The organism is Klebsiella sp. FDAARGOS_511, from assembly GCF_003812845.1.
Classification (GTDB): Bacteria; Pseudomonadota; Gammaproteobacteria; order Enterobacterales; family Enterobacteriaceae; genus Klebsiella; species Klebsiella grimontii.
This window is the reverse complement of record NZ_CP033824.1, coordinates 3,083,104-3,110,049: the sequence shown is the minus strand read 5'-3', so window position 1 is coordinate 3,110,049 and position 26,946 is coordinate 3,083,104. Positions and strand designations below refer to the sequence as shown.

Annotated in this window: 26 protein-coding genes; 16 read left to right on the top strand and 10 right to left on the bottom strand. The window is 57.4% G+C overall.

What is annotated here, in order from left to right:
• Window positions 1-323: 323 nt before the first annotated feature.
• The 4 genes from lldP (at window position 324) to trmL (ending at window position 4,567) form a co-directional block, all read left to right on the top strand.
• Entirely contained in the window at window positions 324-1,979 is a 1,656-nt protein-coding gene (gene lldP / locus EGY08_RS15940; RefSeq protein ID WP_112166025.1) for an L-lactate permease, read from the top strand.
• Window positions 1,976-2,749, top strand: coding sequence for a transcriptional regulator LldR (gene lldR, locus EGY08_RS15935; RefSeq protein WP_004126569.1), 774 nt, complete (start codon window positions 1,976-1,978; stop codon window positions 2,747-2,749). The genes lldP and lldR overlap by 4 nt, the downstream gene beginning before the upstream one ends.
• On the top strand, window positions 2,749-3,978 hold the full coding sequence (lldD, locus tag EGY08_RS15930; RefSeq protein WP_049114117.1) for an FMN-dependent L-lactate dehydrogenase LldD: 1,230 nt from the start codon (window positions 2,749-2,751) through the stop codon (window positions 3,976-3,978). Before lldR ends, lldD begins: the two co-directional genes overlap by 1 nt.
• Window positions 3,979-4,093: 115 nt before the next feature.
• Window positions 4,094-4,567 carry a tRNA (uridine(34)/cytosine(34)/5-carboxymethylaminomethyluridine(34)-2'-O)-methyltransferase TrmL gene (trmL, locus tag EGY08_RS15925; RefSeq protein WP_004126574.1) on the top strand — a complete coding sequence of 158 codons (474 nt, stop codon included), beginning with the start codon at window positions 4,094-4,096 and terminating at the stop codon, window positions 4,565-4,567.
• 105 nt (window positions 4,568-4,672) lie between these two features.
• Here trmL and cysE read toward each other — a convergent pair whose 3' ends face one another.
• The 5 genes from cysE to EGY08_RS15900 form a co-directional block, all read right to left on the bottom strand.
• Window positions 4,673-5,494, bottom strand: coding sequence for a serine O-acetyltransferase (gene cysE / locus EGY08_RS15920; RefSeq protein ID WP_004106845.1), 822 nt, complete (start codon window positions 5,492-5,494; stop codon window positions 4,673-4,675).
• An 80-nt stretch (window positions 5,495-5,574) separates the two neighbouring features.
• Entirely contained in the window at window positions 5,575-6,591 is a 1,017-nt protein-coding gene (gene gpsA, locus EGY08_RS15915; RefSeq protein WP_123828662.1) for an NAD(P)H-dependent glycerol-3-phosphate dehydrogenase, read from the bottom strand.
• Complete coding sequence (gene secB / locus EGY08_RS15910) at window positions 6,591-7,058, bottom strand: protein-export chaperone SecB (RefSeq protein ID WP_004106849.1); 468 nt, start codon at window positions 7,056-7,058, stop codon at window positions 6,591-6,593. Before secB ends, gpsA begins: the two co-directional genes overlap by 1 nt.
• A gap of 59 nt (window positions 7,059-7,117) precedes the next feature.
• Window positions 7,118-7,369: a glutaredoxin 3 gene (grxC, locus tag EGY08_RS15905; RefSeq protein ID WP_004106850.1), complete on the bottom strand. Its 252-nt coding sequence runs from the start codon at window positions 7,367-7,369 to the stop codon at window positions 7,118-7,120.
• A gap of 111 nt (window positions 7,370-7,480) precedes the next feature.
• Window positions 7,481-7,912, bottom strand: a complete 432-nt coding sequence (locus EGY08_RS15900; RefSeq protein ID WP_004126582.1) for a rhodanese-like domain-containing protein — start codon at window positions 7,910-7,912, stop codon at window positions 7,481-7,483.
• A 245-nt stretch (window positions 7,913-8,157) separates the two neighbouring features.
• Here EGY08_RS15900 and gpmM point away from each other — a divergent pair, with 245 nt between their 5' ends.
• From gpmM to EGY08_RS15885, 3 genes are read left to right on the top strand one after another with little or no spacing between them, the layout of a single operon-like run.
• Window positions 8,158-9,702: a 2,3-bisphosphoglycerate-independent phosphoglycerate mutase gene (gene gpmM, locus EGY08_RS15895; RefSeq protein ID WP_004126585.1), complete on the top strand. Its 1,545-nt coding sequence runs from the start codon at window positions 8,158-8,160 to the stop codon at window positions 9,700-9,702.
• 9 nt (window positions 9,703-9,711) lie between these two features.
• Entirely contained in the window at window positions 9,712-10,983 is a 1,272-nt protein-coding gene (gene envC / locus EGY08_RS15890; protein WP_004126588.1) for a murein hydrolase activator EnvC, read from the top strand.
• A 3-nt stretch (window positions 10,984-10,986) separates the two neighbouring features.
• A complete protein-coding gene (locus tag EGY08_RS15885) occupies window positions 10,987-11,919 on the top strand; it encodes a divergent polysaccharide deacetylase family protein (RefSeq protein WP_004126591.1) in 933 nt (310 codons plus the stop codon).
• On the opposite strand, the gene EGY08_RS15880 is transcribed toward EGY08_RS15885, so the two are convergent.
• From EGY08_RS15880 to kbl, 3 genes are all read right to left on the bottom strand, one after another.
• A complete protein-coding gene (locus EGY08_RS15880) occupies window positions 11,916-12,713 on the bottom strand; it encodes a glycosyltransferase family 2 protein (protein ID WP_049114109.1) in 798 nt (265 codons plus the stop codon). The two genes, EGY08_RS15885 and EGY08_RS15880, sit on opposite strands and share 4 nt — an antisense overlap.
• A gap of 160 nt (window positions 12,714-12,873) precedes the next feature.
• Window positions 12,874-13,899 carry an L-threonine 3-dehydrogenase gene (tdh, locus tag EGY08_RS15875; protein ID WP_123828661.1) on the bottom strand — a complete coding sequence of 342 codons (1,026 nt, stop codon included), beginning with the start codon at window positions 13,897-13,899 and terminating at the stop codon, window positions 12,874-12,876.
• A gap of 9 nt (window positions 13,900-13,908) precedes the next feature.
• Window positions 13,909-15,102, bottom strand: coding sequence for a glycine C-acetyltransferase (gene kbl / locus EGY08_RS15870; RefSeq protein ID WP_123828660.1), 1,194 nt, complete (start codon window positions 15,100-15,102; stop codon window positions 13,909-13,911).
• Window positions 15,103-15,316: 214 nt separating this feature from the next.
• On the opposite strand from kbl, the gene rfaD reads away from it, so the two are divergent.
• Genes rfaD through EGY08_RS15845 form a run of 5 tightly spaced genes read left to right on the top strand, consistent with a single transcriptional unit; the run spans window position 15,317 to window position 20,344 of the window.
• A complete protein-coding gene (gene rfaD / locus EGY08_RS15865; RefSeq protein WP_004126603.1) occupies window positions 15,317-16,249 on the top strand; it encodes an ADP-glyceromanno-heptose 6-epimerase in 933 nt (310 codons plus the stop codon).
• Window positions 16,250-16,258: 9 nt separating this feature from the next.
• Window positions 16,259-17,317, top strand: a complete 1,059-nt coding sequence (rfaF, locus tag EGY08_RS15860) for an ADP-heptose--LPS heptosyltransferase RfaF (protein WP_004126606.1) — start codon at window positions 16,259-16,261, stop codon at window positions 17,315-17,317.
• Window positions 17,318-17,320: 3 nt separating this feature from the next.
• Window positions 17,321-18,292 (top strand): lipopolysaccharide heptosyltransferase RfaC, encoded by a 972-nt coding sequence (rfaC, locus tag EGY08_RS15855; RefSeq protein ID WP_004126608.1) that lies wholly within the window; start codon window positions 17,321-17,323, stop codon window positions 18,290-18,292.
• Window positions 18,292-19,200, top strand: coding sequence for a hypothetical protein (locus tag EGY08_RS15850; RefSeq protein ID WP_004126611.1), 909 nt, complete (start codon window positions 18,292-18,294; stop codon window positions 19,198-19,200). The genes rfaC and EGY08_RS15850 overlap by 1 nt, the downstream gene beginning before the upstream one ends.
• The gene (locus EGY08_RS15845) at window positions 19,178-20,344 is read left to right on the top strand and encodes an O-antigen ligase family protein (RefSeq protein WP_170100838.1); all 1,167 of its coding nucleotides are present in this window, start codon (window positions 19,178-19,180) and stop codon (window positions 20,342-20,344) included. Before EGY08_RS15850 ends, EGY08_RS15845 begins: the two co-directional genes overlap by 23 nt.
• A gap of 26 nt (window positions 20,345-20,370) precedes the next feature.
• Here EGY08_RS15845 and EGY08_RS15840 read toward each other — a convergent pair whose 3' ends face one another.
• A complete protein-coding gene (locus EGY08_RS15840) occupies window positions 20,371-21,453 on the bottom strand; it encodes a glycosyltransferase family 9 protein (RefSeq protein ID WP_004126617.1) in 1,083 nt (360 codons plus the stop codon).
• A gap of 21 nt (window positions 21,454-21,474) precedes the next feature.
• Window positions 21,475-22,437 carry a polysaccharide deacetylase family protein gene (locus tag EGY08_RS15835; RefSeq protein WP_004126620.1) on the bottom strand — a complete coding sequence of 321 codons (963 nt, stop codon included), beginning with the start codon at window positions 22,435-22,437 and terminating at the stop codon, window positions 21,475-21,477.
• Window positions 22,438-22,548: 111 nt separating this feature from the next.
• Between EGY08_RS15835 and rfaQ the strand changes: the two genes are divergently transcribed.
• The 4 genes from rfaQ to EGY08_RS15815 are packed head-to-tail and all read left to right on the top strand — an operon-like array spanning window position 22,549 to window position 26,866.
• Window positions 22,549-23,625, top strand: coding sequence for a putative lipopolysaccharide heptosyltransferase III (rfaQ, locus tag EGY08_RS15830; RefSeq protein WP_049115843.1), 1,077 nt, complete (start codon window positions 22,549-22,551; stop codon window positions 23,623-23,625).
• Complete coding sequence (locus EGY08_RS15825) at window positions 23,622-24,749, top strand: glycosyltransferase family 4 protein (RefSeq protein ID WP_004126625.1); 1,128 nt, start codon at window positions 23,622-23,624, stop codon at window positions 24,747-24,749. The genes rfaQ and EGY08_RS15825 overlap by 4 nt, the downstream gene beginning before the upstream one ends.
• A 2-nt stretch (window positions 24,750-24,751) precedes the next feature.
• Window positions 24,752-25,846: a glycosyltransferase gene (locus EGY08_RS15820; protein WP_112166040.1), complete on the top strand. Its 1,095-nt coding sequence runs from the start codon at window positions 24,752-24,754 to the stop codon at window positions 25,844-25,846.
• A 30-nt stretch (window positions 25,847-25,876) separates the two neighbouring features.
• The gene (locus EGY08_RS15815) at window positions 25,877-26,866 is read left to right on the top strand and encodes a glycosyltransferase (RefSeq protein ID WP_004126630.1); all 990 of its coding nucleotides are present in this window, start codon (window positions 25,877-25,879) and stop codon (window positions 26,864-26,866) included.
• The last annotated feature ends 80 nt before the right edge of the window (window positions 26,867-26,946 follow it).

Genomic DNA, 26,946 nt, shown 5'->3' with positions numbered 1-26,946 from the left:
AACGCCTTACCGGGGCTATGGGTTCACCGCCGTCTACGAGATGGTAGCCCGGACAGATGCGCAGCATCGCCTCCGGGATCTATTCTGTTTCTAACGCTATTCATCGCCCCAACTGGCCCTACCAATTATTTCTTAAATCGCCCAATGGTTCACATATCCATCATTTTTCGTCACAGACATATTGCTCATCAATAACATTTGATTAACCATTCGTTGTCGTTAATCCTACAATCGCAATTTGGCTGGGCCAATTTTACAAATGATGTGACCTGCTAAGAGCGCAAGACTCAGCACGGCATCATAACGGCCCGATGGAGACCTGCATGAACCTCTGGCAACAAAATTACGATCCGGCCGGCAACATCTGGCTATCGAGTCTTATCGCATCGCTACCGATTCTGTTTTTCTTTTTTGCCCTGATAAAGCTCAAGCTGAAAGGGTACGTTGCCGCGACCTGGACCGTGCTCATTGCGCTCTCTGTCGCTCTGCTGTTCTACAAAATGCCGGTTGACCACGCGCTGGCCTCCGTCATCTACGGCTTCTTCTACGGCCTGTGGCCAATCGCGTGGATTATTATCGCTGCGGTCTTCGTCTATAAAATCTCGGTGAAAACCGGGCAGTTCGACATTATCCGCTCATCGATTTTGTCAATCACCCCGGATCAGCGTCTGCAAATGCTGATTGTCGGTTTCTCCTTCGGCGCGTTCCTCGAAGGGGCCGCCGGTTTTGGCGCGCCGGTCGCCATCACCGCAGCGCTGCTGGTGGGGCTCGGCTTTAACCCGCTGTATGCGGCAGGCCTCTGTCTGATCGTCAACACCGCGCCGGTCGCGTTTGGCGCGATGGGCATTCCGATTCTGGTCGCCGGACAGGTGACGGGCCTCGACAGTTTCGAAATCGGCCAGATGGTTGGCCGCCAGCTGCCGTTCCTGACCATCATCGTGCTGTTCTGGATCATGGCGATTATGGACGGCTGGCGCGGCATTAAAGAGACCTGGCCCGCAGTCATGGTCGCCGGCGGCTCCTTCGCGATTGCTCAGTACCTCAGCTCTAACTTCCTCGGCCCGGAGCTGCCGGACATTATCTCTTCACTGGTATCGCTGGTCTGCCTGACGCTGTTCCTCAAACGCTGGCAGCCGGTTCGCATCTTCCGCTTCGGCGATATGGGCGCATCGCAGGTCGATATGAACCTGGCGCGCACCCGCTACACGCCGGGACAGGTGATTCGCGCGTGGTCGCCGTTCCTGTTTCTGACCGCAACCGTGACCCTGTGGAGCGTGCCGCCGTTCAAAGCGCTGTTCGCCCCGGGCGGTGCGATGTACGATTTTGTGATTAATATTTCCGTGCCGTTTCTCGACAAAATGGTGGCCCGCATGCCGCCGGTGGTCAACGAAGCCACGCCTTACGCCGCGGTCTATAAGTTTGACTGGCTCTCCGCCACCGGCACCGCCATCCTGTTCGCCGCGCTGCTTTCCATCGTCTGGCTGCGCATGAAGCCGAAGGACGCGATCTCGACCTTTGGCAGCACGCTGAAAGAGCTGGCGCTGCCGATTTACTCCATCGGCATGGTACTGGCGTTCGCCTTTATTTCTAACTATTCCGGTCTATCCTCAACGCTGGCCCTTGCGCTGGCGCATACCGGCCATGCGTTTACCTTCTTCTCGCCGTTCCTCGGCTGGCTGGGGGTATTCCTGACTGGTTCGGATACCTCGTCGAACGCGCTGTTTGCCGCGCTACAAGCGACGGCGGCCCAGCAGATTGGCGTCTCCGATATCCTGCTGGTCGCCGCCAACACCACCGGCGGCGTGACCGGGAAAATGATCTCCCCACAGTCCATCGCCATCGCCTGTGCGGCGGTCGGTCTGGTTGGGAAGGAGTCGGACCTGTTCCGCTTTACCGTGAAACATAGTCTGATTTTCACCTGCATGGTCGGCGTGATCACCACCCTGCAGGCCTACGTCTTAACCTGGATGATCCCGTGATAGTGATGCCAAAACGCCTTGCCGACGATGTAGCCCGTCGCGTGCGGGCGCTGATTGAAGAACAAAAGCTGGAGGCGGGCATGCGATTGCCCGCCGAACGTCAGCTGGCGGCGCAGCTGGGCGTATCGCGCAATTCCCTGCGCGAAGCGCTGGCGATGTTAGTCAACGAAGGGGTGCTGCTCAGTCGTCGCGGCGGGGGCACCTTCGTGCGCTGGCAGCATGAAGCGTGGTCGGAGCAAAACATCGTCCAGCCGCTGAAGACGCTGCTCTCCGACGACCCCGATTACAGCTTTGATATTCTCGAAGCCCGTCACGCCATCGAAGCCAGTACCGCCTGGCATGCGGCAATGCGGGCAACCGATGCCGAAAAAGAGAAAATCCGCCTCTGCTTTGAAGCCACCCAAAGCGAAGATCCGGACCTGGCCTCGCAGGCCGACGTCCGCTTCCACCTGGCGATTGCCGAAGCCTCGCACAACGTGGTGCTGCTGCAAACCATGCGCGGTTTTTTCGACCTCTTACAGTCCTCAGTCAAGGAGAGCCGCCAGCGGATGTATCTCGTCCCGCCGGTATTCGCTCGCTTGACCGAACAGCACCAGGCGGTCATGGAGGCGATTATCGCCGGTGACCCGGAAGGTGCCAGAAAGGCGATGATGGCCCATTTGGGCTTTGTTCACGCCACGATCAAACGCTTTGATGAAGACCAGGCCCGCCAGGCGCGAATTACCCGCCTGCCCGGTGACCATAACGAAAATTCCAGGGAGAACTTGTGATGATTATTTCCGCCGCCAGCGACTACCGCGCCGCCGCACAGCGTATCCTGCCACCGTTCCTGTTCCACTATATCGACGGCGGCGCTTACGCCGAGCACACCCTGCGCCGCAACGTTGAGGACCTGTCCGACGTCGCGCTCCGCCAGCGTATTCTGCGCAATATGTCGGACCTGAGCCTGGAAACCACCTTATTCAACGAGAAGCTGGCGATGCCGACAGCCCTGGCGCCGGTTGGACTGTGCGGGATGTACGCCCGCCGCGGTGAAGTGCAGGCCGCCGGCGCGGCGGATGAAAAAGGTATTCCGTTTACCCTCTCTACCGTTTCCGTCTGCCCGATTGAAGAGGTCGCCCCGACCATTAAGCGCCCAATGTGGTTCCAGCTATACGTCCTGCGCGACCGCGGTTTTATGCGCAATGCGCTGGAGCGGGCGAAGGCGGCGGGCTGTTCAACGCTGGTCTTTACCGTCGATATGCCAACCCCCGGCGCGCGCTATCGCGACGCTCACTCCGGGATGAGCGGCCCGAACGCGGCAATGCGCCGCTACTGGCAGGCGGTGACTCATCCTCAGTGGGCATGGGACGTCGGATTAAACGGTCGGCCGCACGATTTGGGCAATATCTCCGCCTACCTCGGCAAGCCGACCGGTCTGGAGGACTATATCGGCTGGCTGGCGAATAACTTCGATCCTTCGATTTCCTGGAAAGACCTTGAGTGGATCCGCGACTTTTGGGACGGTCCGATGGTGATCAAGGGGATCCTCGATCCGGAAGACGCCCGCGACGCGGTGCGCTTCGGCGCTGACGGCATCGTGGTTTCCAACCACGGCGGCCGCCAACTTGACGGCGTGCTCTCTTCCGCCCGCGCCCTTCCCGCGATTGCCGATGCGGTTAAAGGCGACATTACCATCCTCGCCGATAGCGGCATCCGCAACGGTCTCGATGTCGTACGCATGATCGCCCTTGGCGCCGACAGCGTGCTGCTGGGCCGCGCATACCTCTATGCGCTCGCCACCCACGGCAAGCAGGGTGTCGCCAATCTGCTGAACCTGATCGAGAAAGAGATGAAGGTGGCGATGACGCTGACCGGCGCGAAAACTATCGGCGAAATCAGCCGTGAATCTTTAGTGCAAAACGCCGATGCGCTGCGGACCTTTGATACGATCGCAGCAGGAAACCCGGCAGTGACCCCTCTCCCCCAGGGAGAGGGAAACGTCCGGCAGGCGGGTTAACGCCATCGGGCTCACAGGCCGGCGCCGGTTTTCTCCCGCACCCTTTCCGCGAGAGGGTCGGGGTGAGGGTTAACCAAATATCTGCTATTCTGCCCCCCGCAATTAAGGGGGCAGTATGCTGAACATCGTCTTATTCGAACCAGAAATCCCGCCAAATACCGGGAATATCATCCGCCTGTGCGCTAACACCGGCTTCAATCTGCATATTATCGAACCCATGGGTTTTGCCTGGGATGATAAGCGTCTTCGCCGCGCCGGGCTGGATTACCATGAGTTCGCCGCCGTCCAGCGCCATCGTGATTACGCCGCTTTTATTGAAAGCGCAAAGCCGCAGCGTCTGTTCGCCCTGACCACCAAAGGGACCCCGGCGCATAGCGCGGTGAGCTATCAGGATGGCGATTTTCTGCTGTTTGGCCCGGAAACCCGCGGCCTGCCGGCCAGCATTCTCGATGCCCTGCCGCCAGAGCAAAAAATTCGTATTCCGATGATGCCGGACAGCCGCAGCATGAACCTGTCAAATGCGGTGTCGGTGGTGGTGTATGAAGCCTGGCGCCAGCTGGGCTATCCCGGAGCGGTGCTGCGCAGCTAGCCTGAGCGATTCCCGGATTGCGGCGCGTAGGACCTGTCCGGGCTACCGGACAGCGCTCTGTTTTGTAGCCCGGATAGATGCGCAGCATCGTCTCCGGGAAATCAATCAGATACCGTCGCCGTACTCGAAGGTATGGTGTATGCCGTTAAAGTGCTGATCCATATCCATCGCCGGCTTATCGCTCTCCGGCTTGCCCACGATGCGGGCGGGAACGCCTGCGGCGGTGGTATGCGGCGGCACCGGCTGTAGCACCACCGAACCCGCGCCGATTTTTGCCCCGCGTCCGACTTCGATATTGCCGAGGATCTTCGCCCCGGCGCCAATCATCACGCCTTCGCGAATTTTCGGATGACGATCGCCGCTGGTTTTACCGGTACCGCCAAGGGTCACGGATTGTAGAATCGACACATCGTCTTCAATCACCGCCGTTTCACCGACGACGATACCCGTCGCGTGGTCAAGCATGATGCCACGGCCAATCTTCGCCGCCGGGTGGATGTCCACCTGGAACGATACGGAAACCTGATTTTGCAGGAAGATCGCCAGCGCCCGACGCCCCTGATTCCACAACCAGTGGCCGATACGATAGGCCTGCAGCGCGTGGAACCCTTTCAGATAGAGCAGCGGCGTCGAGTATTTGTCCACCGCCGGGTCGCGGGTACGAACCGCCTGAATATCGCAGGCGGCGGAGGCGATCATTTCCGGGTCGGCGGCGTAGGCCTCTTCCACCACTTCACGAATCGCGATGGCGGGCATGATCGGAGAAGCCAGTTTATTCGCCAGCATATAGCTCAGGGCGCTGCCGAGATTTTCGTGCTTGAGTAGCGTGGCGTGGTAAAAACTGGCGAGCATCGGCTCACAGTCAGCTAAAGCCCGAGCTTCGGCTTTAATATTATTCCAGACGATATCCAGTTCTTCACACGGCATTGCTGACTCCAGACGATATAATAATGACCGGCCAGTTCTTTGCTGGCCGGGTCACTCAGGTGATCCAGGTTCCATCGCAGTTAGTTGCTACGCTCGTCCTTGCGTGCACGACCTAATAAGGTCAATGCTGCCTCGCGCGCAATTTTTCCGCAATACAATACCTGATAAATTTCCTCGGTTATTGGCATTTCGACGCCTAAACGCTGCGCCAGAACGCGAACCTCTTTGGTATTGCGATAGCCTTCAACCACCTGGCCAATCTTCTCCTGCGCGCTTTGCACGTCCATGCCCTGACCGAGCATCATGCCGAAGCGGCGGTTACGCGACTGGTTATCGGTGCAGGTGAGCACCAGATCGCCTAAGCCCGCCATCCCCATAAAGGTCTCCGGATCGGCGCCAAGCGCCTCCCCGAGGCGGGACATCTCAACCAGCCCGCGGGTAATCAGCGCGGTACGCGCGTTGGCGCCAAAGCCGATGCCGTCAGACATGCCGGCGCCGATAGCGATGACGTTTTTCACCGCGCCGCCGAGCTGCACGCCGATAAAGTCCGGGTTGATATAGACGCGGAAGCTCTTGCCGCAGTGCAGCAGGCTTTGCAAATCATCAGCGAACTGCGGGTCCGTAGACGCCAGCGAGATCGCGGTCGGCATGCCTGCCGCCAGCTCTTTGGCGAAGGTCGGGCCGGAAATCACCGCCAGCGGAATAGCGTCGCCCAGCGCTTCACGGGCCACGTCCTGCAGCAGGCGTCCGGTTTCGGCTTCCAGACCTTTTGTTGCCCATACCAGACGCGCGTCAGGGCGCATCAGCGGCTTGATCTGGCGCAGAACCTGCCCAAAGACGTGACTGGGCACCACCACGAGAATATCGCGGCTGGCGGCAAGCGCCGTTGCCAGGTCGCTCTCAAGGTGCAGCGTATCCGGGAATGGAACATCGGGAAGGAACGCAGCGTTGCAGCGATCGTTCTGCAGCGTCGCGATATGTTTCGGGTCATGGCCCCAGAGGACAACCTCGTGGCCATTTCTTGCCAGGGTGATGGCAAGAGCGGTGCCGTAAGAGCCGGCACCGATCACAGTCATTGCAGCGTTAAGCGCGTTCATCAGGCATCCTGATGTTGTTCAGCACCTTCGCCAGCCTGCTGCTGCAGATAGTTCATAAACAGCGCATCGAAGTTCACTGGCGCAAGGTTCAGTTGCGGGAAGGTACCGCGAGAAACCAGGCTGGTGATGCACTCGCGCGCGTACGGGAACAGAATGTTCGGGCAGTATGCGCCGAGGCAGTGCGCCATCTGGGTACCGTCGATGCCTTCGATGGAGAAAATACCGCCCTGCTGTACTTCACACAGGAACGCGGTTTCTTCGCCCAGAGAGGCGGTTACGGTTACGCGCAGCACCACTTCATACACGCCTTCAGCCAGCTGGCTGGAAGCCGTATCCAGATCAAGTTTAACTTCCGGCTGCCAATCTTTCTGAAAAACTTGCGGCGCGTTCGGCGCTTCAAAAGAGATATCTTTGGTGTAGATGCGCTGAATCTGGAAAGTCATTTCGGTGCTGTTTTGTTCTGACATAGTAAAACCCTTTCGTGTTGTCCTTAAGTACGCCCGTCCAATGGGGATGAGCGCAAAAATTAGCGCAGGAGGGGATCGAGTCCACCACGTGAATCAAGCGCATACAAGTCGTCACAGCCGCCAATGTGCTGCGCATCAATAAAAATCTGCGGAACCGTCGTCCGACCGCTGCGCTGAATCATCTCTTCACGCTTCGCAGCATCGCCATCGATAGGCAACTCGTTGAACGTCACGCCCTTGCTGTTCAGCAGCGCTTTTGCACGTACGCAGAACGGGCAGGTCGCTTTGGTATAGATATCAATATTGGCCATGACTTCACTCCTGTTTTTACCCCCGAGAGTTTCACGCCGCAGGCGCTATTTTCCCGCTGGCGAATAGCCGCCGCAGGGAAAACCGCGCTGCGCCATAAAGACGCGGGTAAATTATTTACCGCGTACCAGAGGAAGGTTCTCGCCGCTCCAGCCAGCGATGCCCTCTTTCAGTACGAAGACCTTTTCAAAGCCGGCTTTGTTCAGCGCGCTGGCGGGTTCTTGCGCCTGCATACCTGAGCCGTCTACTACTATAATGGGTTGTGCTTTGTGCTTTTCCAACTCGCCGACGTTATTTGCTTTGATATCGCTCGGCAGCAGGTTAATAGAACCCGCAATGTGGCCTTTACGGAAATCGTCACGCTGACGCAGGTCGACAACCACGGCATCTTCTTTGTTGATCAGGCGCGTCGCTTCACCACGGGTGATGACTTTAACTTTCGACATCAATCCTTTAAAGGTGGTGAACAGCACCGCCACCAGCAGCGCGACCCACGCGATGCTCAGGACGGGGTGACGGCTGATGAATTGCATAATTTCTTGCATGGGGGGTTACAACTCCCGACTAAGTGATAAAAAAACCAGGGAAGGAGTATACCTGTGCATTGCGGCAAATACAGCCAGTGAGCGCGATGTAATGTATTTTCTGCGGCCCGTCACGAAAAAAAACCGCTCTCGCCGCAACGATGCGCTCTGGCCGCCCTCTTTCTTTGATCTTTTACGGTGATTTGATCGATTCAGCTGTAGTAAAATTACGCAAATTTTCTGTCTTTGAGCATGAGGTTGTCGCAATGTCGGTTTCTAAAAAACCTATGGTACTGGTGATTCTGGATGGCTATGGCTACCGTGAAGACCAGCAGGATAACGCTATTTATAGCGCTAAAACCCCTGTTATGGACGCACTGTGGGCAAAACGTCCGCACACTCTGATCGATGCTTCAGGCCTGGAAGTCGGTCTGCCGGATCGTCAAATGGGCAACTCTGAAGTAGGCCACGTTAATCTCGGCGCGGGCCGCATCGTGTACCAGGATCTGACCCGCCTGGACGTTGAAATCAAAGAACGCACCTTCTTCGCCAACCCGGTACTGACCGGCGCGGTCGATAAAGCCGTCGCCGCGGGCAAAGCCGTGCATATCATGGGCCTGATGTCGCCGGGCGGCGTCCACAGCCACGAAGACCACATCATGGCGATGGTGGAACTGGCAGCCGAGCGCGGCGCGGATAAAATCTATCTGCACGCCTTCCTCGACGGCCGCGATACCCCGCCGCGCAGCGCTGAAAAGACGCTGGCGAAATTCGAAGACAAATTTGCCGCGCTGGGCAAAGGCCGCGTCGCCTCGATCATTGGCCGCTACTACGCCATGGACCGCGACAACCGTTGGGATCGCGTTGAGCAGGCTTACGATCTGATGACCCTGGCAAAAGGCGAGTTCCAGGCCGATACCGCCGTTGCAGGCCTGCAGGCCGCTTATGCGCGCGATGAGAACGATGAGTTCGTGAAAGCGACCGTTATCCGCGCCGCAGGCCAGGCCGACGCGGCGATGGAAGACGGCGATGCGCTGATTTTCATGAATTTCCGCGCCGACCGCGCCCGCGAAATTACTCGCGCCTTCGTTAACGCCGATTTCGACGGCTTCGCCCGTAAGAAAGTGGTGAACCTCGATTTCGTCATGCTGACCGAATACGCCGCGGACATTAAAGTCGCCTGTGCTTATCCGCCGGCGTCCCTGACCAATACCTTCGGCGAATGGATGGCGAAGAACGACAAAACCCAGCTGCGCATCTCCGAAACCGAAAAATACGCTCACGTAACTTTCTTCTTCAACGGCGGCGTTGAAGAGCCGTTCAAAGGCGAAGAGCGCATTCTGATCAACTCGCCGAAGGTCGCGACCTACGATCTGCAGCCGGAAATGAGCTCCGCCGAGCTGACCGAAAAACTGGTTGCCGCCATCAAGGGCGGTCAGTTCGACACCATCATCTGTAACTACCCGAACGGCGATATGGTTGGCCATACCGGAGTGATGGAAGCCGCCGTTAAAGCGGTGGAAGCGCTGGATCACTGCATCGACCAGGTTAGCAAAGCCGTTGAATCCGTTGGCGGACAGCTGCTGATCACCGCAGACCACGGCAACGCCGAGCAGATGCGCGACCCGGCCACCGGTCAGGCGCATACCGCGCACACCAACCTGCCGGTTCCGCTGATTTACGTTGGCGATAAAAACGTCAAAGCGGTTAACGGCGGCAAACTTTCCGACATCGCGCCGACCATGCTGACGCTGATGGGAATGGAAATCCCGCAAGAGATGACTGGCAAGCCGCTGTTCATCGTGGAATAATCCTTCCCCATGAGGGGAAAGGCGACTTATTCAACTACATGGATCGCAACGGCAGTTCGATCCGTCCTTTACGCCAGCGCGCTTAGCGCTGGCGTATTGCTGTGCGCCGCATCTGCTCACGCCGACGACAGCGACCAGCTTAAATCCATTCAGGCCGATATCGCCGCTAAACAGCGGGCGATTAAGCAGCAGCAGCAGCAGCGCGCTTCCCTGGTCGCTCAGCTTAAAGCGCAGGAGGAGGCTATCTCCGCCGCCGCGCGCAAGCTGCGCGAAACTCAGGAAACGCTGAACCAGCTAAATAAGCAGATCGACGAAATGAACGCCGCGCTGGCTAAGCTGGAGCGTCAGCGCGCCTCGCAGGAGCGTAATCTTTCCGCGCAACTCGACGCCGCGTTTCGTCAGGGGCCACATACCGGTATCCAGATGATCCTCAGCGGCGAAGAGGGGCAGCGTAATCAACGCCTGCAGGCTTACTTTGGCTATCTGAACCAGGCGCGCCAGGAAACCATCGCCCAGTTGAAGAAAACCCGCGAAGACATGGCGGTGCAAAAATCGATGCTGGAAGAGAAACAGAGCCAGCAGCAAACCTTGGTGTACGAACAGCGCGCCCAGCAGAGCAAGCTGGAGCAGGCGCGCAACGAGCGTAAAAAGACCCTCGCCAGCCTGGAATCCTCCATTCAGCAAGGCCAGCAGCAGCTCAGCGAGATGCGGGCTAACGAATCACGCCTGCGCGGCCGTATCGCCCAGGCGGCGGCGGCGGCCAAAGCGCGGGCGGATCGCGAAGCCCGCGAAGCGCAGGATGTGCGCGATCGCCAGCAGGAAGCCTCGCGTAAAGGCACCACCTACAAACCTACCGAAAGCGAACGCTCGCTGATGTCCCGCACCGGCGGGCTTGGCTCACCGCGCGGCCAGGCATTCTGGCCGGTTCGCGGCTCAATTCTCCATCGCTATGGCGAACAGCTGCAAGGTGAACTACGTTGGAAGGGGATGGTTATCGCTGCGTCTGAAGGCACCGAGGTCAAAGCCGTTGCCGATGGTCGGGTTATTCTCGCCGACTGGCTGCAGGGCTATGGCCTGGTGGTGGTCGTTGAACACGGCAAAGGCGACATGAGTCTTTACGGCTATAACCAAAGCGCGCTGGTCAGCGTCGGCACTCAGGTCCGGGCGGGCCAGCCGATCGCTCTCGTAGGCAGCAGCGGCGGTCAGGGCCGTCCGTCGCTCTATTTCGAAATTCGCCGCCAGGGTCAGGCGGTCAATCCACAGCCGTGGTTGGGAAGATAAGTTTTGCTTCAATTTCGCAGAATCGCACTCGCGGTAACCGGTACGCTGGTTATCGCGTCGCCGGTATTTGCCGGCAAACTCTCCATTGTTATCGACGACTTTGGCTATCGTCCACAAACGGAAAACCAGGTGCTGGCGCTGCCAGCGACGATCTCCGTTGCCGTACTCCCTAATGCGCCCCACGCCCGCGAAATGGCGACCAAAGCGCATAATCTCGGCCACGAGGTGCTCATCCACCTGCCGATGGCGCCGCTCAGCAAACAGCCGCTGGAAAAAGATACTCTCCGTCCGGATATGAACAGCAGCGAGATAGAGCGCATTATCCGCGAAGCCTACGGCAAGGTCCCTTACGCCGTGGGGCTGAATAACCATATGGGCAGCGCGATGACGTCGAACCTCTTCGGCATGCAGAAGGTGATGCAGGCGCTCGAGCGCTACAATCTCTACTTTCTCGATAGCGTCACCATCGGCAATACCCAAGCCATGCGCGCGGCGCAGGGCACCGGCGTAAAGGTGATTAAGCGTAAGGTTTTCCTCGACGATACCCAAAACGAAGCGGATATCCGCTATCAGTTCAACCGCGCTATCGCTTTGGCGCGGCGCAACGGTTCCGCCATTGCTATCGGCCACCCGCATCCCACCACGGTGCGCGTGCTGCAGCAGATGGTGTATAACCTGCCGCCGGATATCACTCTGGTTCGCCCGAGCAGCCTGCTCAACGAACCGCAGGTGGATACCTCTACGCCGAACACCGCGCCGCGGGTTCAGCCGCCGCGCAATCCGTTCCGCGGCGTGAAGCAGTGCAAATCTAAACGTCCGCCGGAGCCGGTCAACGCCAGCCGCTTCTTTACCATTCTGAGCGAAAGCATCGCGCAGAGTACGCTGTTGCAGTATTACCAGCTGAAGTGGCAGGGCTGGGATCAGCCCACCAACTAAATCGTCCGGGAATCCGTGTGCTTATCCGCCGCGGATTCCGGCTTGTCCTGATGGGCGTACCAGGCTTTAAAGTATTTAAGAAAGCTGTAAAAGGTCGCGTAAAGCCCGGTGACCACGCCGACCTTGCCCTTTCGCCACGCTCCGCTAAACAGATACCACTTAAAGAAAGCGCCAATCGCGCTGATCGCTCCGCGCCCAAGAGACGGCCTGATCTTCTGATATTTAACCAGCCGCGTGGTGTAGCTATTGAGCTTATTAAACACTTCATGCAGGGAGTAGAAAGTGTCGTGGCGCACGCATCCCGGTAGCCTGGCCGAGTGCGAAAAACCGACGACCTGATCGTCTACCGGACGCTCGTTGAACCGGGCGGCAGAACGGTTATACAAGCGAACCGGGAAATCCGGCGAGGATACCGGGTAAATAGTTCGCACCTCTTCACCCAGCACGAACCAGTAGCGCGGCAGACGCCAGGCGCAGGTTGGATCGGGCTCATCCCCCGCCTTCAGCGCCAGAATAGCTGCCACCACCTCGTCATCAAGAATCTCATCGCTATCCATACACAGCACCCAGTCGTGGCTGGCGAGGGAGGTCGCGTAGTTCATCTGCGAGCCGTGAGTGGTATAAGCATGATAGTGAACGGTGAGACCGAACTGTTGGCAAATCTGCAGCGTGGCGTCCGTACTGCCTGAATCGATGACGATAAATTCATCAGCTACCTTAAGCAAAGGTGGTAAAACCTCCCGTAATAAGCGGGATGAATTACAGGTCAATAAGCATACAGAAAGTTTAAGCATAATCTTTGTAGGGTTAAACCATGGTTAAACTGACTGTATAAACGAATAGGCGAGAAAGCGATTTAGAAAAAGTGCGGAGTGGATTAAGTATCACAAAAATGTAGGACAACTCTCAAAAAAGCGCCCGCAGGCGCTTTTTTAAAATGCAGACCGGGGGAAATTAATCCCAGCTGAGAATGACTTTGCCAGACTGGCCGGAACGCATCGCGTCAAAGCCCTGCTGGAAATCATCAATACCAAAGCGGTGAGTGATGATCGGCGACAGATCGAGACCGGACTGGATGAGCGCGGCCATCTTGTACCAGGTTTCGAACATTTCGCGACCATAAATCCCTTTGATAAACAGCCCCTTGAAAATCACCTTGGTCCAGTCGATAGACATATCCGACGGCGGGATCCCCAGCATGGCGATGCGCCCGCCGTGGTTCATGGTATCGAGCATGGTGCGGAACGCCGGCGGCGCGCCGGACATCTCCAGACCCACGTCGAAACCTTCGGTCATGCCCAGTTCGGCCATCACATCGTTAAGGTTCTCTTTAGAAACGTTCACCGCCCGGGTGACGCCAATTTTGCGCGCCAGCTCCAGACGATATTCGTTAACGTCGGTAATCACCACGTTACGCGCGCCAACGTGTTTCGCCACCGCGGCGGCCATCACGCCGATCGGGCCGGCGCCGGAAACCAGCACATCTTCACCGACGAGGTCGAATGAAAGCGCGGTATGCACGGCGTTGCCAAATGGGTCGAAAATCGACGCCAGATCGTCAGAGATATTGTCGGGGATTTTAAAGGCGTTAAACGCCGGGATCACCAGATATTCGGCAAAACAGCCCGGACGGTTGACGCCGACGCCCGTGGTATTGCGGCACAGATGCGTACGCCCGGCGCGGCAGTTACGGCAGTGGCCGCAGGTGATATGCCCTTCGCCGGAAACGCGGTCGCCAAGCTTAAAGCCGCGAACTTCCTGACCGATACCCACCACTTCGCCGACATATTCATGGCCCACCACCATCGGCACCGGAATGGTCTTTTGCGACCACTCGTCCCAGTTGTAGATGTGCACGTCGGTACCGCAAATCGCGGTCTTGCGAATTTTAATCAGCAAATCGTTATGGCCGACTTCCGGTTCCGGCACGTCGGTCATCCAGATGCCTTCTTCCGCCTTCAGTTTGGATAACGCTTTCATCTCACACCCTCAGGCAATGACGCCCAGTTGTTTACCGATGCGGGTAAAGGCTTCCACCGCACGTTCAATTTGTTCAGGGGTATGTGCCGCAGACATCTGGGTACGGATACGCGCCTGGCCTTTTGGTACCACCGGGTAGAAGAATCCGGTGACGTAAATCCCTTCTTTTTGCAGCTCGAGCGCGAACTGCTGCGCCACGGTGGCTTCACCGAGCATCACCGGGATAATGGCGTGATCGGCGCCCGCAAGGGTAAACCCTGCCGCGGTCATTTTTTCACGGAACAGGCGCGCGTTAGCCCACAGGCGATCGCGCAGCTCGCTGCCCGCTTCCACCATCTCCAGCACTTTGATGGAAGCGGCGACAATCGCCGGCGCCAGCGAGTTGGAGAACAGATACGGACGCGAGCGCTGGCGCAGCCACTCGACAACTTCTTTACGCGCGGCGGTATAGCCGCCGGACGCGCCGCCCAGCGCCTTACCCAGCGTACCGGTGATAATATCGACGCGGCCCATCACGTCGCAGTACTCATGGGAACCGCGGCCGTTTTCACCCACAAAACCCACGGCGTGAGAATCATCCACCATCACCAGCGCGTCGTATTTGTCCGCCAGATCGCAAACGCCCTTCAGGTTGGCGATCACCCCGTCCATTGAGAACACGCCGTCGGTGGCAATCAGCACATGGCGCGCGCCGGCGTCACGCGCCTCTTTCAGACGGGCTTCCAGCTCCACCATATCGTTGTTGGCGTAGCGGAAGCGCTTCGCTTTACACAGGCGCACGCCGTCGATGATCGACGCGTGGTTCAGGGCATCGGAGATAATCGCATCTTCTGCGCCGAGCAGGGTTTCAAACAGGCCGCCGTTAGCATCAAAACAGGAGGAGTAGAGAATCGCATCTTCCATACCGAGAAAATCGGCCAGCTTCTTCTCAAGCGCTTTATGGCTGTCCTGGGTCCCGCAGATAAAACGCACGGAGGCCATACCGAAGCCGTGGCTATCCATGCCGCTTTTCGCGGCGGCAATCAGTTCCGGGTGGTTCGCGAGGCCGAGATAGTTATTGGCGCAGAAGTTAATCACCAGGCTGCCGCCGACGGTGATATCCGCCTGCTGCGCCGAAGTAATAATCCGTTCTTCTTTAAACAACCCTTCCGCGCGCGCGGTATCCAGGTCATTGGTTAACTGTTTGTAGAAATCACCACGCATTGCAACTCTCCAGATTCGGCAAAATTTGGCACATATTACCTAAAGCTATACGCTGATACGAGATGATGCATTACTGCATGAATTATTTGCAGCATAAATCACGAGTCCCTCTCTACCTTATCGGCGAATGGCTGAAGCCTTTTCGATGTAGTGATATGATAAGAGTATTCATGTCCGGATTGTCTCTGGACTACCCACTTCAAAGGTTACAGTTATGATCATCGTTACCGGCGGCGCAGGCTTTATCGGCAGCAATATCGTTAAAGCACTGAATGACCAGGGCATTACCGACATTCTGGTCGTAGATAATCTGAAAGACGGCACCAAATTCATCAATCTGGTGGATTTGAACATTGCCGACTACATGGATAAAGAAGACTTTCTGATCCAGATTATGGCGGGCGAAGAGTTCGGCGATATCGACGCTATTTTCCATGAAGGCGCCTGCTCTTCCACCACGGAGTGGGATGGCAAGTACATGATGGATAACAACTATCAGTACTCAAAAGAGGTGCTTCACTACTGTCTGGAGCGTGAAATCCCGTTCCTGTACGCCTCTTCCGCGGCGACCTACGGCGGCCGCACCAGCGACTTTATCGAATCCCGCGAATACGAGCAGCCGCTCAACGTTTACGGCTACTCCAAGTTTCTGTTTGATGAATATGTCCGTCAGATCCTGCCGGAAGCGAACTCGCAGATCGTCGGCTTCCGCTATTTCAACGTCTACGGGCCGCGCGAAGGCCATAAAGGCAGCATGGCCAGCGTCGCTTTCCATCTGAATACTCAGCTGAATAATGGCGAAAGTCCGAAATTGTTTGAAGGCAGCGACGGCTTCAAGCGCGACTTCGTCTACGTCGGCGACGTCGCGGCGGTGAACCTGTGGTTCTGGGAAAACGGCGTATCCGGCATTTTCAACCTTGGCACCGGCCGCGCGGAGTCTTTCCAGGCTGTCGCAGACGCAACGCTGGCTTACCACCAGAAAGGCAGCATCGAGTACATTCCGTTCCCGGATAAGCTGAAAGGCCGCTATCAGGCGTTTACCCAGGCGGATCTGACAAACCTGCGCGCAGCGGGCTACGATAAACCGTTTAAGACCGTTGCCGAAGGCGTAACGGAATATATGGCCTGGCTGAACCGCGACGCGTAAGAAGCAAGCATGAAAATACTGGTGATTGGCCCGTCTTGGGTGGGCGACATGATGATGTCGCAAAGTCTTTATCGTACGCTCAGGGCGCGCTATCCCCAGGCGATCATCGACGTGATGGCGCCCGCATGGTGCCGTCCGCTGCTATCGCGCATGCCGGAAGTCAACGAAGCAATCCCGATGCCGCTCGGCCACGGCGCGCTGGAAATCGGGGAACGGCGTAAGCTTGGGCACAGCCTGCGCGAACGTCGCTACGATCGCGCTTATGTGCTGCCCAACTCGTTTAAATCGGCCCTCGTGCCGTTCTTTGCGGGAATACCGCATCGCACCGGCTGGCTCGGCGAGATGCGCTACGGCCTGCTGAACGATGCCCGCAAGCTGGATAAAGACGCCTGGCCGCTGATGGTCGAACGCTACGTCGGTCTGGCCTACGACAAAGGCGTGATGCGCTGCGCGAAAGATCTGCCGCAGCCGCTGCTCTGGCCGCAGCTGCAGGTACATGAAGGCGAAAAATCGCAGGCCTGTAGCGCGTTTAACCTCTCAGCCGAGCGCCCGCTCATCGGCTTCTGCCCCGGCGCAGAGTTCGGCCCGGCAAAACGCTGGCCGCACTATCACTACGCCGAACTGGCGAAACAGCTGATCGACGAAGGCTTTCAGATCGTGCTGTTTGGCTCCGCGAAAGATCACGAAGCGGGCAATGAAATCCTCGCCGCCCTCAATACCGAACAGCAGGCATGGTGCCGCAATCTGGCCGGGGAGACTCAACTTGAGCAGGCAGTCATTCTGATCGCCGCCTGTAAAGCGGTGGTCAGCAACGATTCCGGCCTGATGCACGTCGCCGCCGCGCTCGACCGTCCGCTGGTGGCGCTCTACGGGCCCAGCAGCCCGGACTTCACTCCACCTCTGTCGCACAAAGCGCGCGTGATCCGCCTGATCAGTGGCTACCACAAAGTACGTAAAGGCGACGCCGCCGAAGGCTATCATCAGAGTTTGATCGACATTACGCCACAGCGCGTGCTGGAAGAATTAAACGACCTGTTGCTGGAAAAAACGGAACAAGAGGAAGACTAACGGATGCGGGTACTGATCGTAAAAACCTCGTCCATGGGCGACGTGCTGCACACGCTGCCCGCGCTGAGCGACGCCGCGCTGGCCTTTCCCGGCATTCGTTTCGACTGGGTGGTTGAGGAAGGCTTCGCGCAGATCCCCTCCTGGCATGAGACCGTCGACCGGGTCATCCCGGTAGCGATTCGCCGCTGGCGCAAGGCGTGGTTTTCCGCGCCGATCAAAGCCGAGCGTAAGGCTTTCCGCGACGCCGTACGGGCGGAAAAATATGACGCGATCATCGATGCTCAGGGGCTGGTGAAGAGCGCCGCGCTGGTCACCCGGCTGGCCCGCGGCGTGAAGCACGGTATGGACTGGCAAACCGCCCGCGAGCCGCTGGCCAGCCTGTTTTACAACCGTCGCCACCATATTGCTAAACAGCAGCACGCCGTTGAGCGCACCCGCGAGCTGTTCGCAAAAAGCCTCGGCTACGCGAAGCCGGAAACCCAGGGCGACTACGCGATCGCCCGCCATTTTTTGCGTCAGACTGACCCGTCCGCTGCGCCGTATCTGGTGTTCCTCCACGCCACGACGCGCGATGATAAGCACTGGCCGGAAGAGAACTGGCGGGCGCTTATCGCCCTGCTGACCGACAGCGGCGTACGCATCAAACTGCCGTGGGGCGCCCCCCATGAAGAGGCGCGGGCCAGGCGCCTGGCGGAGGGGCACGATTTTGTCGACGTCCTGCCGCGCATGAGCCTGGAGCAGGTAGCAGAGGTTCTGGCAGGCGCGCGCGGGGTGGTTTCCGTCGACACGGGGCTGAGCCATCTTACCGCCGCGCTCGATAAACCGAACTTCACGCTGTACGGCCCGACCGATCCGGGGCTGATTGGCGGCTACGGTAAAAATCAGTACGTGGTGCGCCCGGAAAGCGGCAGCAGCACGGGGGATATACCCGCCTCCCGGATTCGGCAACTGTTGAAATCTCAGGAACTGGCTTAATGGGTTCATTATTTAAGCAGATCTATCGCTACACGCATCGACGCGCCTATCGCCATAACGAAAATCTCTGGCCGTTTACCCATATCACGCGCGCGGCGAGCGGTGAAATCCGCACCCTGAAATACAAAGGAAAAACGGTGCCGCTGGTTAATCTCAGCGAACTGAAGGATAGCGCCCAGGGCGAGGTGCTGCTGACCGCCACCGGCCCCTCTACGCGCCGTATTGATTTCACGCGGCTGCCGAAAAGCGTTCCGGTGATGGGGGTGAATGGCGCCTGGCATCTCTCTGATAAAATTAAATTTTCGTTCTATACCATTGTCGATATGGTCTTTTACGATAAAAAGCCGGACGTGATTCGTTCAGTGATTAGCCAACCCGATCTCGTGCTCTTCACCACCATGCACGGTATCGCCAAAATCCTCGACCGCCACGGCGCAGAGCTTCGCTGTCGTTTGGCATTAATTGAAGACGCCTGTTATAAAATTTATCAGCCCAAAGTCGCCAAAAGCGCGATGCCGCAGGTCTGGAAAGGCGTTGCGGCTTTACGCTTTCACCCGCAGCGGCAGGATATTTGCTTTAGCACCGATATCCGCCAGGGCATTTTCGATGCCGGAACCGTGGTCTACTGGGCCCTGCAAATTCTGATGTGGCTGGGATTTAAAACCATTCTGATAAGCGGTCTGGATATGAGTAACTTCAACCAGCCGCGATTCTACGAAACGGAACAGGATAAACTCCCCTCCTGGCTGGCAAATAAGGTGGATGACCTGGTCATGCCGTCCTTTTCGCACGCTGCCAACGTGCTGCAACAAAACCATATTCGGGTCGTTAACTTCTCTTTAGAAAGCGCGGTTCCGGAAACGATTTTCGCAAAGGTTTCTTTTGATGAGTACTTTAAAAATAAGTAGTTACGCCAGACAGGGCTACACCGTTTTCTTCACTTTGTTTCTGTTTTTTAGCGCTGTTTTTTGCGTATCAACCCGGACAAACAACCTTCTTCATTTATCTATTTTGCTGTTTTTGCTTTCACTGCTTAACCAGGTTAACCGTCAGGCAATAGCGGAAAGCATCCGCCAGCGGTGGCCGGTTTATAGCCTGCTGGTGATATTCTGCGTTTACTATGCCCTGAGCAACATTTGGGGGCAGACGCCTCAGCATATCGACTCGCCGCTGACGCACGGCGCCTATTTAATTTTTTATCTCCTGCTGCTAACTACCCTGCTGGGCGACACCCGAACCCGACATCTGGCGCTGCTGAGCGTCGTTGCCGGGATCACGGTGCTCTCCATCTGGACGATGGCGATCGATTTCACCCTGGTCCTCAAAGAGCGCCTGGTGTCACCGGGCAATCCCGGGCCGACCAACGTTATCGACCTCGCAGGCTATTGCGGTATCGGTATCCTTATTTGCGCGATGCTGCTGAAGGAGAAAGGCAGCCACCTGCTGTATGTGCCGATGGCCATCATGCTGGTGATGCTGTTTCTGACCCAAAGCCGCGGCCCGATTATCGCCCTGCTGGTGGCGTTTGTTTGCACCCTGCACCTGCACGTCTTTACCCGCCGCAATCTTTTGATTGTCGCCGCGTTAGCATTGGTTCTGGGCGCGCTTTTCCTCTTTACGCCAACGGGAGACCTGCTGCTGGCGCGCTTTGAAGAGCTGGGCACACAAAGCGGATTGCGCTTGAGTATCTGGCGCCATACGGTCCAGGAAGTGGCCAGCCAGCCGTGGCTGGGTCGTGGCTTTGACTACGAGCTCAACTTTACCAACTACAGCGGCGAGCATATCACCACCACCCACAGCGTCTATCTTGGCGCACTGCTGAAAGGCGGCATCATCGGCCTGGCGCTGCTGCTGGCGGTGATTGCCGGAGGGTTATGGCAGGCATGGCGTAAACAGCAGGATGGCCGCTACGGGCTGGCGATTTTTATCTATGCGCTGATTTTTATGGCTTCGCAGGGCATGTTTATCATCAGCAACCCTCGCGAAAGCTGGCCGCTGTTTTGGCTACCGCTGGGCATTGCGCTCAGCGGCGGCCTGAAGGCGAAACGCTAAGACAAGGGCCCGCAGCGGGCCCTTTTTTACGCCTGCTGGCGGGCGGCGATCAGGGCATCCGCCTGGGCTTTGATCACCGGCCAGACCGCGTCAATGGTCATGTCGGCGACGTTAGTCTCTTCGCAGACAATTTGTCTGGCCTTGTCATAACCCGGCGCCCAGATGGTATAGCCCGGCAATCCGGTATCTTTGAGTTTACGTTTGTTGTAAACCGCCACCATGGGCTTGTCGAACGCGCGAGCAATATGCACGATGGCGGTATCCGCCGTAATCACCAGATCGCAGTGGCGAACAATCTCAACTGCTGAATTAATATTGCTATCAGGCAGATGCAGCGCCGTTTCCAGATTAAGCTGACGAATTTTCTCGCTATGCCCGACCATCACGACGCTGATTTTATAAGGGAGCGTATATAAGCGCTCAATCAGGGCAGAAACCTGATGACGGCAAAAGTCTTTATCCGTTGAGGCGGTAAACGGGTTTATGGCAATACAGAGCTGACTCCCCTTGTGCTGAGCCATCAGTGTTTTGACTTTTTCCCGCTCAAAAGCATCGCCGGGCAGATGATAGTGGTAATGAGGGTGTTCTATGCCAAATAGCCTGGCGACGGCTTTATAGCGGGCGGAAATATGGCTGCTGCTATCCAGAAAAGGGATGGAGTGATCGTAAAGTTTATATTCTTGTTTATTAAAACCGATAACACAGCCAGGCTGCAAATCAGCCAGCAGTTTAAAACGCTCGTAGGTTTTCACATCATCAAAATCAACAACCGCGTCAAATCCTGCCGCACGCAGTGCGTTTAACGGCATCCGCGGCTGATATAAATAGACCTGCTCAAGAAAATCCGCGCCGGCAAGCATCTGCTTACAGACCGGCCCGGTCAGCACAGAAACCTTATAGCCCCGATCGGCTAAAAGCTTTGCGCAGCCGGTCGTTACGACCATATCCCCAACTTTGTCATCCAGGCGCAATAATAAAACATGCTGAATCTTCGCGGAATTAAAGGGCTGGCGTGCGCTTTTATTTCTGTAACGATAGTTAATTAAATTAAACTTAATTTCGCGGAAGAAGGCATTTTTCTTCCGCGTAAACTGCTTCACGATACGCATACGGTACCTGGTTGTGATCTTTTATCGCTGTGTGAGTTTCTGTTGGTAATACTCCGCCAACGTCATTCCCTTCACCTGCGGCGCCAGCCAGCTGAAAAAAGCGTCCAGATCGGCATATAAGCGCTCGATATCCTGCTCGTTTTTAAACGTTGGGCTGCCGCCGGGCATGTACTCTGAAGAGTGGAGCATATATTCGACGTAGTCATTACCCTGAGTCAACGTTTGTTCGACCACTTTTTTCATCGTCTCAACGTTACCGCCCATCGGACGCAGCCAGTGTACCGACGGCGAGCGTACTTTGCCGCGCAGGCGATCGTAGCCCTGCTTCAGGCTATTCATCCAGGCGGAATGCTTGTACTGAATGCTCATAGGCACTTCCAGCAGCGATGATTGCCCTTCACGACGGATATCATTCTCGTCAAGAAAATAGGCGTGCTGCGGGAAATGACGATAATCGGTGCCGCCGTCGCCCTGCGGCGCGCCTTTCGCCGTCTTCCAGTTCACTCTCGGGGTAACCGAGCAATCCACCAGATAGCCATACTCCACCAGCAGACGCGCGTAGCGCTCATCAAACGCCCACCGCCCGGCGCGATGGCTGACCATTTTGGTTTGGAAGGTGTCCTCCAGCAAACGGGTCATATAGTCGACTTTTGCCCGCATCGCCGCATCGCTGTACTCGATCAAATACGGTTTATGTCGCCAGTCGTCATCGGTGAGCGGATCGGTCGGCGGGCTGTTCCACGCGTGGAGATGCATACCAATTTCCGCGGTACCCCGGGCGATCGTATCTTTGGCAAATTCGATATAAACCGGGTCGATAGCCATTTCATAGTTGGTCAACCAGACCGGTTTAAAACCATACTTTTCGCAAAGCTGCTGAAAACGCGGTAGATAGCGCGCATTCTCGGTGGTGATGCTGTCATGTTTTTGCCAGAGGTTATCACCCTCTGTATCAATCGTGATGAGAAATGCGGGTTTGTGCACGAAAACGTCCTCAGGCCATACGTATCGGGTCATGGTAGAGCAAGACAAGGCTTCTCTCAATCTATCTGATCCCCTAGAATCGGAGCCCTGACCCTGAATGAAGAACAGAGAATGACGCCTGAAACCCGCACTTCCGGCCGCGTGAACCCGGCGCGAATCCTGGTTATTAAGCTTCGCCATCATGGCGATATGTTATTGATAACGCCGCTTATTCATGCGCTTAAGCAGCAATATCCCGCCGCCTGCGTGGATGTGCTGCTTTATGAAGAAACGCGGGATATGCTCGCAGCGAATACGGATATCCGCCACATTTACGGCATTGACCGGCGCTGGAAAAAACAGGGCGCTGGCCATCAGCTGAAGATGGAGTGGCGGCTGATTCGCACGCTCCGCCAGCAGCGCTACGATATGGTGCTCAATCTTGCCGATCAGTGGCCCAGCGCGATCATCACCAAACTGACCGGGGCGGCCATCCGTATCGGCTTTGACTTTCCGAAGCGTCGCCACCCGGCCTGGCGTTTTTGCCATACCGCCCTCGCCTCAACCGAGCGGCATAACCAGCTGCATACCGTGCAGCAGAATCTGTCGATTCTGGCGCCGCTTGGACTGGATATTGCTGACGCGCCGGCGAAGATGGGCTACAGCGAGCAGGACTGGCGCGCCAGCCGCGCGCTGCTGCCGGAAGGATTTCAGGATAACTATATCGTCATTCAGCCGACCTCCCGCTGGTTCTTTAAGTGCTGGCGCGAAGCGCGAATGAGCGCCCTGATAAACGCGCTTTCTGAAGCAGGCTACCCGGTCGTGCTGACCTCCGGCCCTGACGCCAGAGAGAAGCAGATGATCGACACCATTATGGCGGGCTGCCCCGATGCTCGCCTGCACTCCCTCGCCGGGCTGCTCACCCTGCGCCAGCTGGCGTCCGTCATCGACCATGCCCGCCTGTTCATCGGCGTCGACTCGGTGCCGATGCATATGGCCGCCGCGCTCGGTACGCCGCTGGTGGCGCTATTCGGCCCCTCCAAGCTCACCTTCTGGCGTCCATGGCAGGCGCAGGGCGAGGTGATTTGGGCGGGTGATTTCGGATCGATTCCCGATCCTGACGACATTGATACCAACACCAACGAACGCTTTCTCGATTTAATCCCCACCGACGCGGTCATCGCGGCGGCGAAAAAGGTACTGGCATGAGTAAATTCAGGCTGGCTCTGGTACGCCAGAAGTATCGCCCGGACGGCGGTGCGGAGCGCTTTGTCTCCCGCGCGCTGGAAGCCCTCGACGACAGCGATCTTGAACTGAACGTCATCACCCGCGAGTGGCAGGGGCCGGTGAAGCCCGAGTGGAACATCCACATCTGCAATCCGCGCAAGTGGGGGCGGATCAGCCGCGAGCGTGGGTTTGCCGACGCCGCCCGCCAGCTCTGGCAGCGCGAAGCCTTCGATCTGGTGCAAAGCCATGAGCGTATACCCGGCTGCGACCTGTACCGCGCCGGAGACGGCGTACACCGCCGCTGGCTGCAGCAGCGTTCGCGCATTTTGCCCGGCTGGAAAAGCCGCCTGCTGTTTGCCGACCGCTACCATCGCTATGTGATGCAGGCCGAGCGCGACATGTACCAGGACTCGCACCTGCGCGGCGTTATCTGCAACGCGGAGATGATTAAACGCGAGATTATTGAAGACTTCGGCCTGCCGGCGGAAAAAATTCACGTCATCTATAACGCTATTGATAACCAGCGTTTTCTGCCGCCGACGGAAGAAGCCTTTACCGCGCTGCGCGCCAAATGGAATCTGCCGATCCAGGCAACCTGCCTGATTTACGTCGGCTCCGGCTTTGAGCGCAAGGGGCTGGATGCGGCGATCCGCGCCATCGCGCCGACCAACCGCTATCTTCTGGTGGTGGGCAAAGATAAAGAGCAGAGTCGCTATCAGCAGCTGGCGAAAACGCTGAACTGCGAGGAACGGGTGCGCTTTTTCGGCATGCAGTCGGAAACCCTGCCATTCTATCAGATGGCCGACGCCCTGCTGCTGCCGACGCTTTACGATCCGTTCCCCAACGTCATTCTCGAAGCGATGGCCTGCGGCCTGCCGGTGATTACGACTACCGGCTGCGGCGGCGCGGAGTTTATCGTTCAGGGCAGCAACGGCTACGTTTGCGATGCGCTGGATATCCCGGCCCTGCAGGAGTCGGTTAACGCCCTGCCTGCTCGGGCTTTGGGTTCTGCAGAAGGCCAGCGCGCCCGCGAGCGGATCATGACCTGCACCAGCGAACGGCTCTCGGCACAGCTGCTCTCCCTCTATCAGGATTTGGTGAAATAACGATGCGCATACTGTTTGTTATCGACGGCCTGCCCGGCGGCGGCGCGGAAAAAGTCGTGCTGACGCTGGCAGCGCATTTTATCAGCCAGGGTGAACAGGTATCGCTTTTTTCCCTACGCGATGTCTGCGAGTATCCGCTACCGGCGGGGCTGGATTATCAGGTCATCGCCGACCGCTGCCGCAAACCCTGGCGCAAACTCACCGAGCTATCCCGGCGCGCGCGCCAGCTTGATGCGGCAATCGAGAAAGCAGAACAGCAGGGCCGTTTCGATCTGGTGCTCTCCAATCTACATAAAACCGACCGCATCGTCTCCCGCAGCCGCCTGCTGAACGGGCGCAACGTCTGGTTCTGCCTGCACGGCGTGTTCTCCACGTCCTATCTCGGACACCGCAGCGGTTTTAACCGCTGGATGAAAAAGCAGAAGATCGGGCGCGTTTATCAGGGACGCAATGTCGTTACCGTCTCCGATGCGGTCGGTCAAGACCTGGTCGAGCAGTTCGCCATTCGCCCCGCCCAGCTGAAAACGATTTATAACCCGTTTGATATCGCCGCCCTGCGCGCCGCGGCCGAAGAGCCCAGCCAGCGCCCCGACGGCGACTATATTATCCACGTCGGCCGCTTTCACCCCGGCAAACGCCACGACCGCCTGATTGAGGCCTATGCGCAAAGCGGTATCGACGCGCCGCTGGTGCTGCTGGGGCAGGGCAAACCGGAACAAGAGCAGCGCCTGCGCCAGCTGGCGCAGCAGCTACAGGTTGCCGATCGCGTCCTGTTTAAAGGCTTCCAGAAAAACCCGCTGCCGTGGATCAAAGGCGCGCGGATGCTGGTCCTCAGCTCCGATAGCGAAGGCTTTGGCAACGTGGTGGTTGAGGCGCTGCTGCTGGATACGCCGGTCGCCAGCACCCGCTGCCCGGGCGGCGTGACCGAGATCCTCACCGGCGAGCTGTCGCGCGGCCTGGCGGATCTCAACAGCCCGGCGCTGGCTCAGACGATGCAAAGCATTTACCATAGCCCGCCGGCCATCGACGCAGCGGCGCTGGAGAAGTTCAGCGTGGCATCGATTTGTCAGCAGTATCGTCAGCTGCGCAGCGCCTGACGCCGTTATTCAACCAGGATCGAATGAGTTATGAGTCAAACGCCTTTACTAAGCATCGTAGCCGCCGTCTATAACGGCGAAAAATTCCTTGCGCAATTCTTTGAGTGCCTTGAGCAACAGCAGCTGGAAAGCTATGAACTGATCCTGGTGAACGACGGGTCGACGGACGGCAGCCTTGCGGTTATCGACCAGTGGAAAGAGCGCCTGCAAAACGTGCTCGTGCTGGAGCAGGAAAACCAGGGCGTGTCGGTGGCGCGCAATACCGGCCTCGCCGCGGCGACCGGTAAGTACCTGACCTTCCCGGATATCGACGATAAGCTTTACCCGGGCATGTACCGTACGCTTCTGGAGATGGCGGAAAAGGGCAATCTTGACGTCGCCACCTGCAACGGCCGCTACGTCTACGAGACGAAAAAAGATATCCATCCTATTTTTCCGCTGGACCGGCTGCAGTCGACGGGCGTTTTGCCCGGCCACGTCTGGTTAAAGCAGGCGCTGGATTCTCGTAAGTTCCTGCATGTCACCTGGCTCAATATCTACCGCCGCGAGTTTATCGCCAGCCACCACTTCCATTTTGAGCCTGGCCTGCGCCATCAGGATATTCCCTGGACCACCGAAGTGCTGCTGGCGGCAGAACGCGTGCAGTACACCAGCGAACAGTTCTACGACTACTATATTCACTCGGAATCGGTATCGCATAAGCCGGACAACGACGACACGCTGATGCGTTCAGCGCGCCACTACATGAAGATTCTGGAGATGCTGGACGCCATCAACCAGCGCTATCCGGACAAGGTTCGCGATATTTCCGCCTGCCGCTGGCAGATCGCCAAAGAGGGGCTGGGAATTATTCATACCTTCGATAGCATGAAAGATGAGTCAAAAAAGCATATTATCATTAAAGAGTTTTTCGACCGCGGCATCTGGCGCCTGATCTGGAAAAACGCCCGTACGTTCCGTCTACGCTGGCGTCTTGGACGCCGCTATCTGCGCATCAAGCGCTATCGCGACGCGGCTTAATACTGAATCCCTTAGTTTCCGCCAAAGAGATAGCTTTACGCGGGTTAAATGCTTAGAATTTGCCCGCAAAAACATAAATA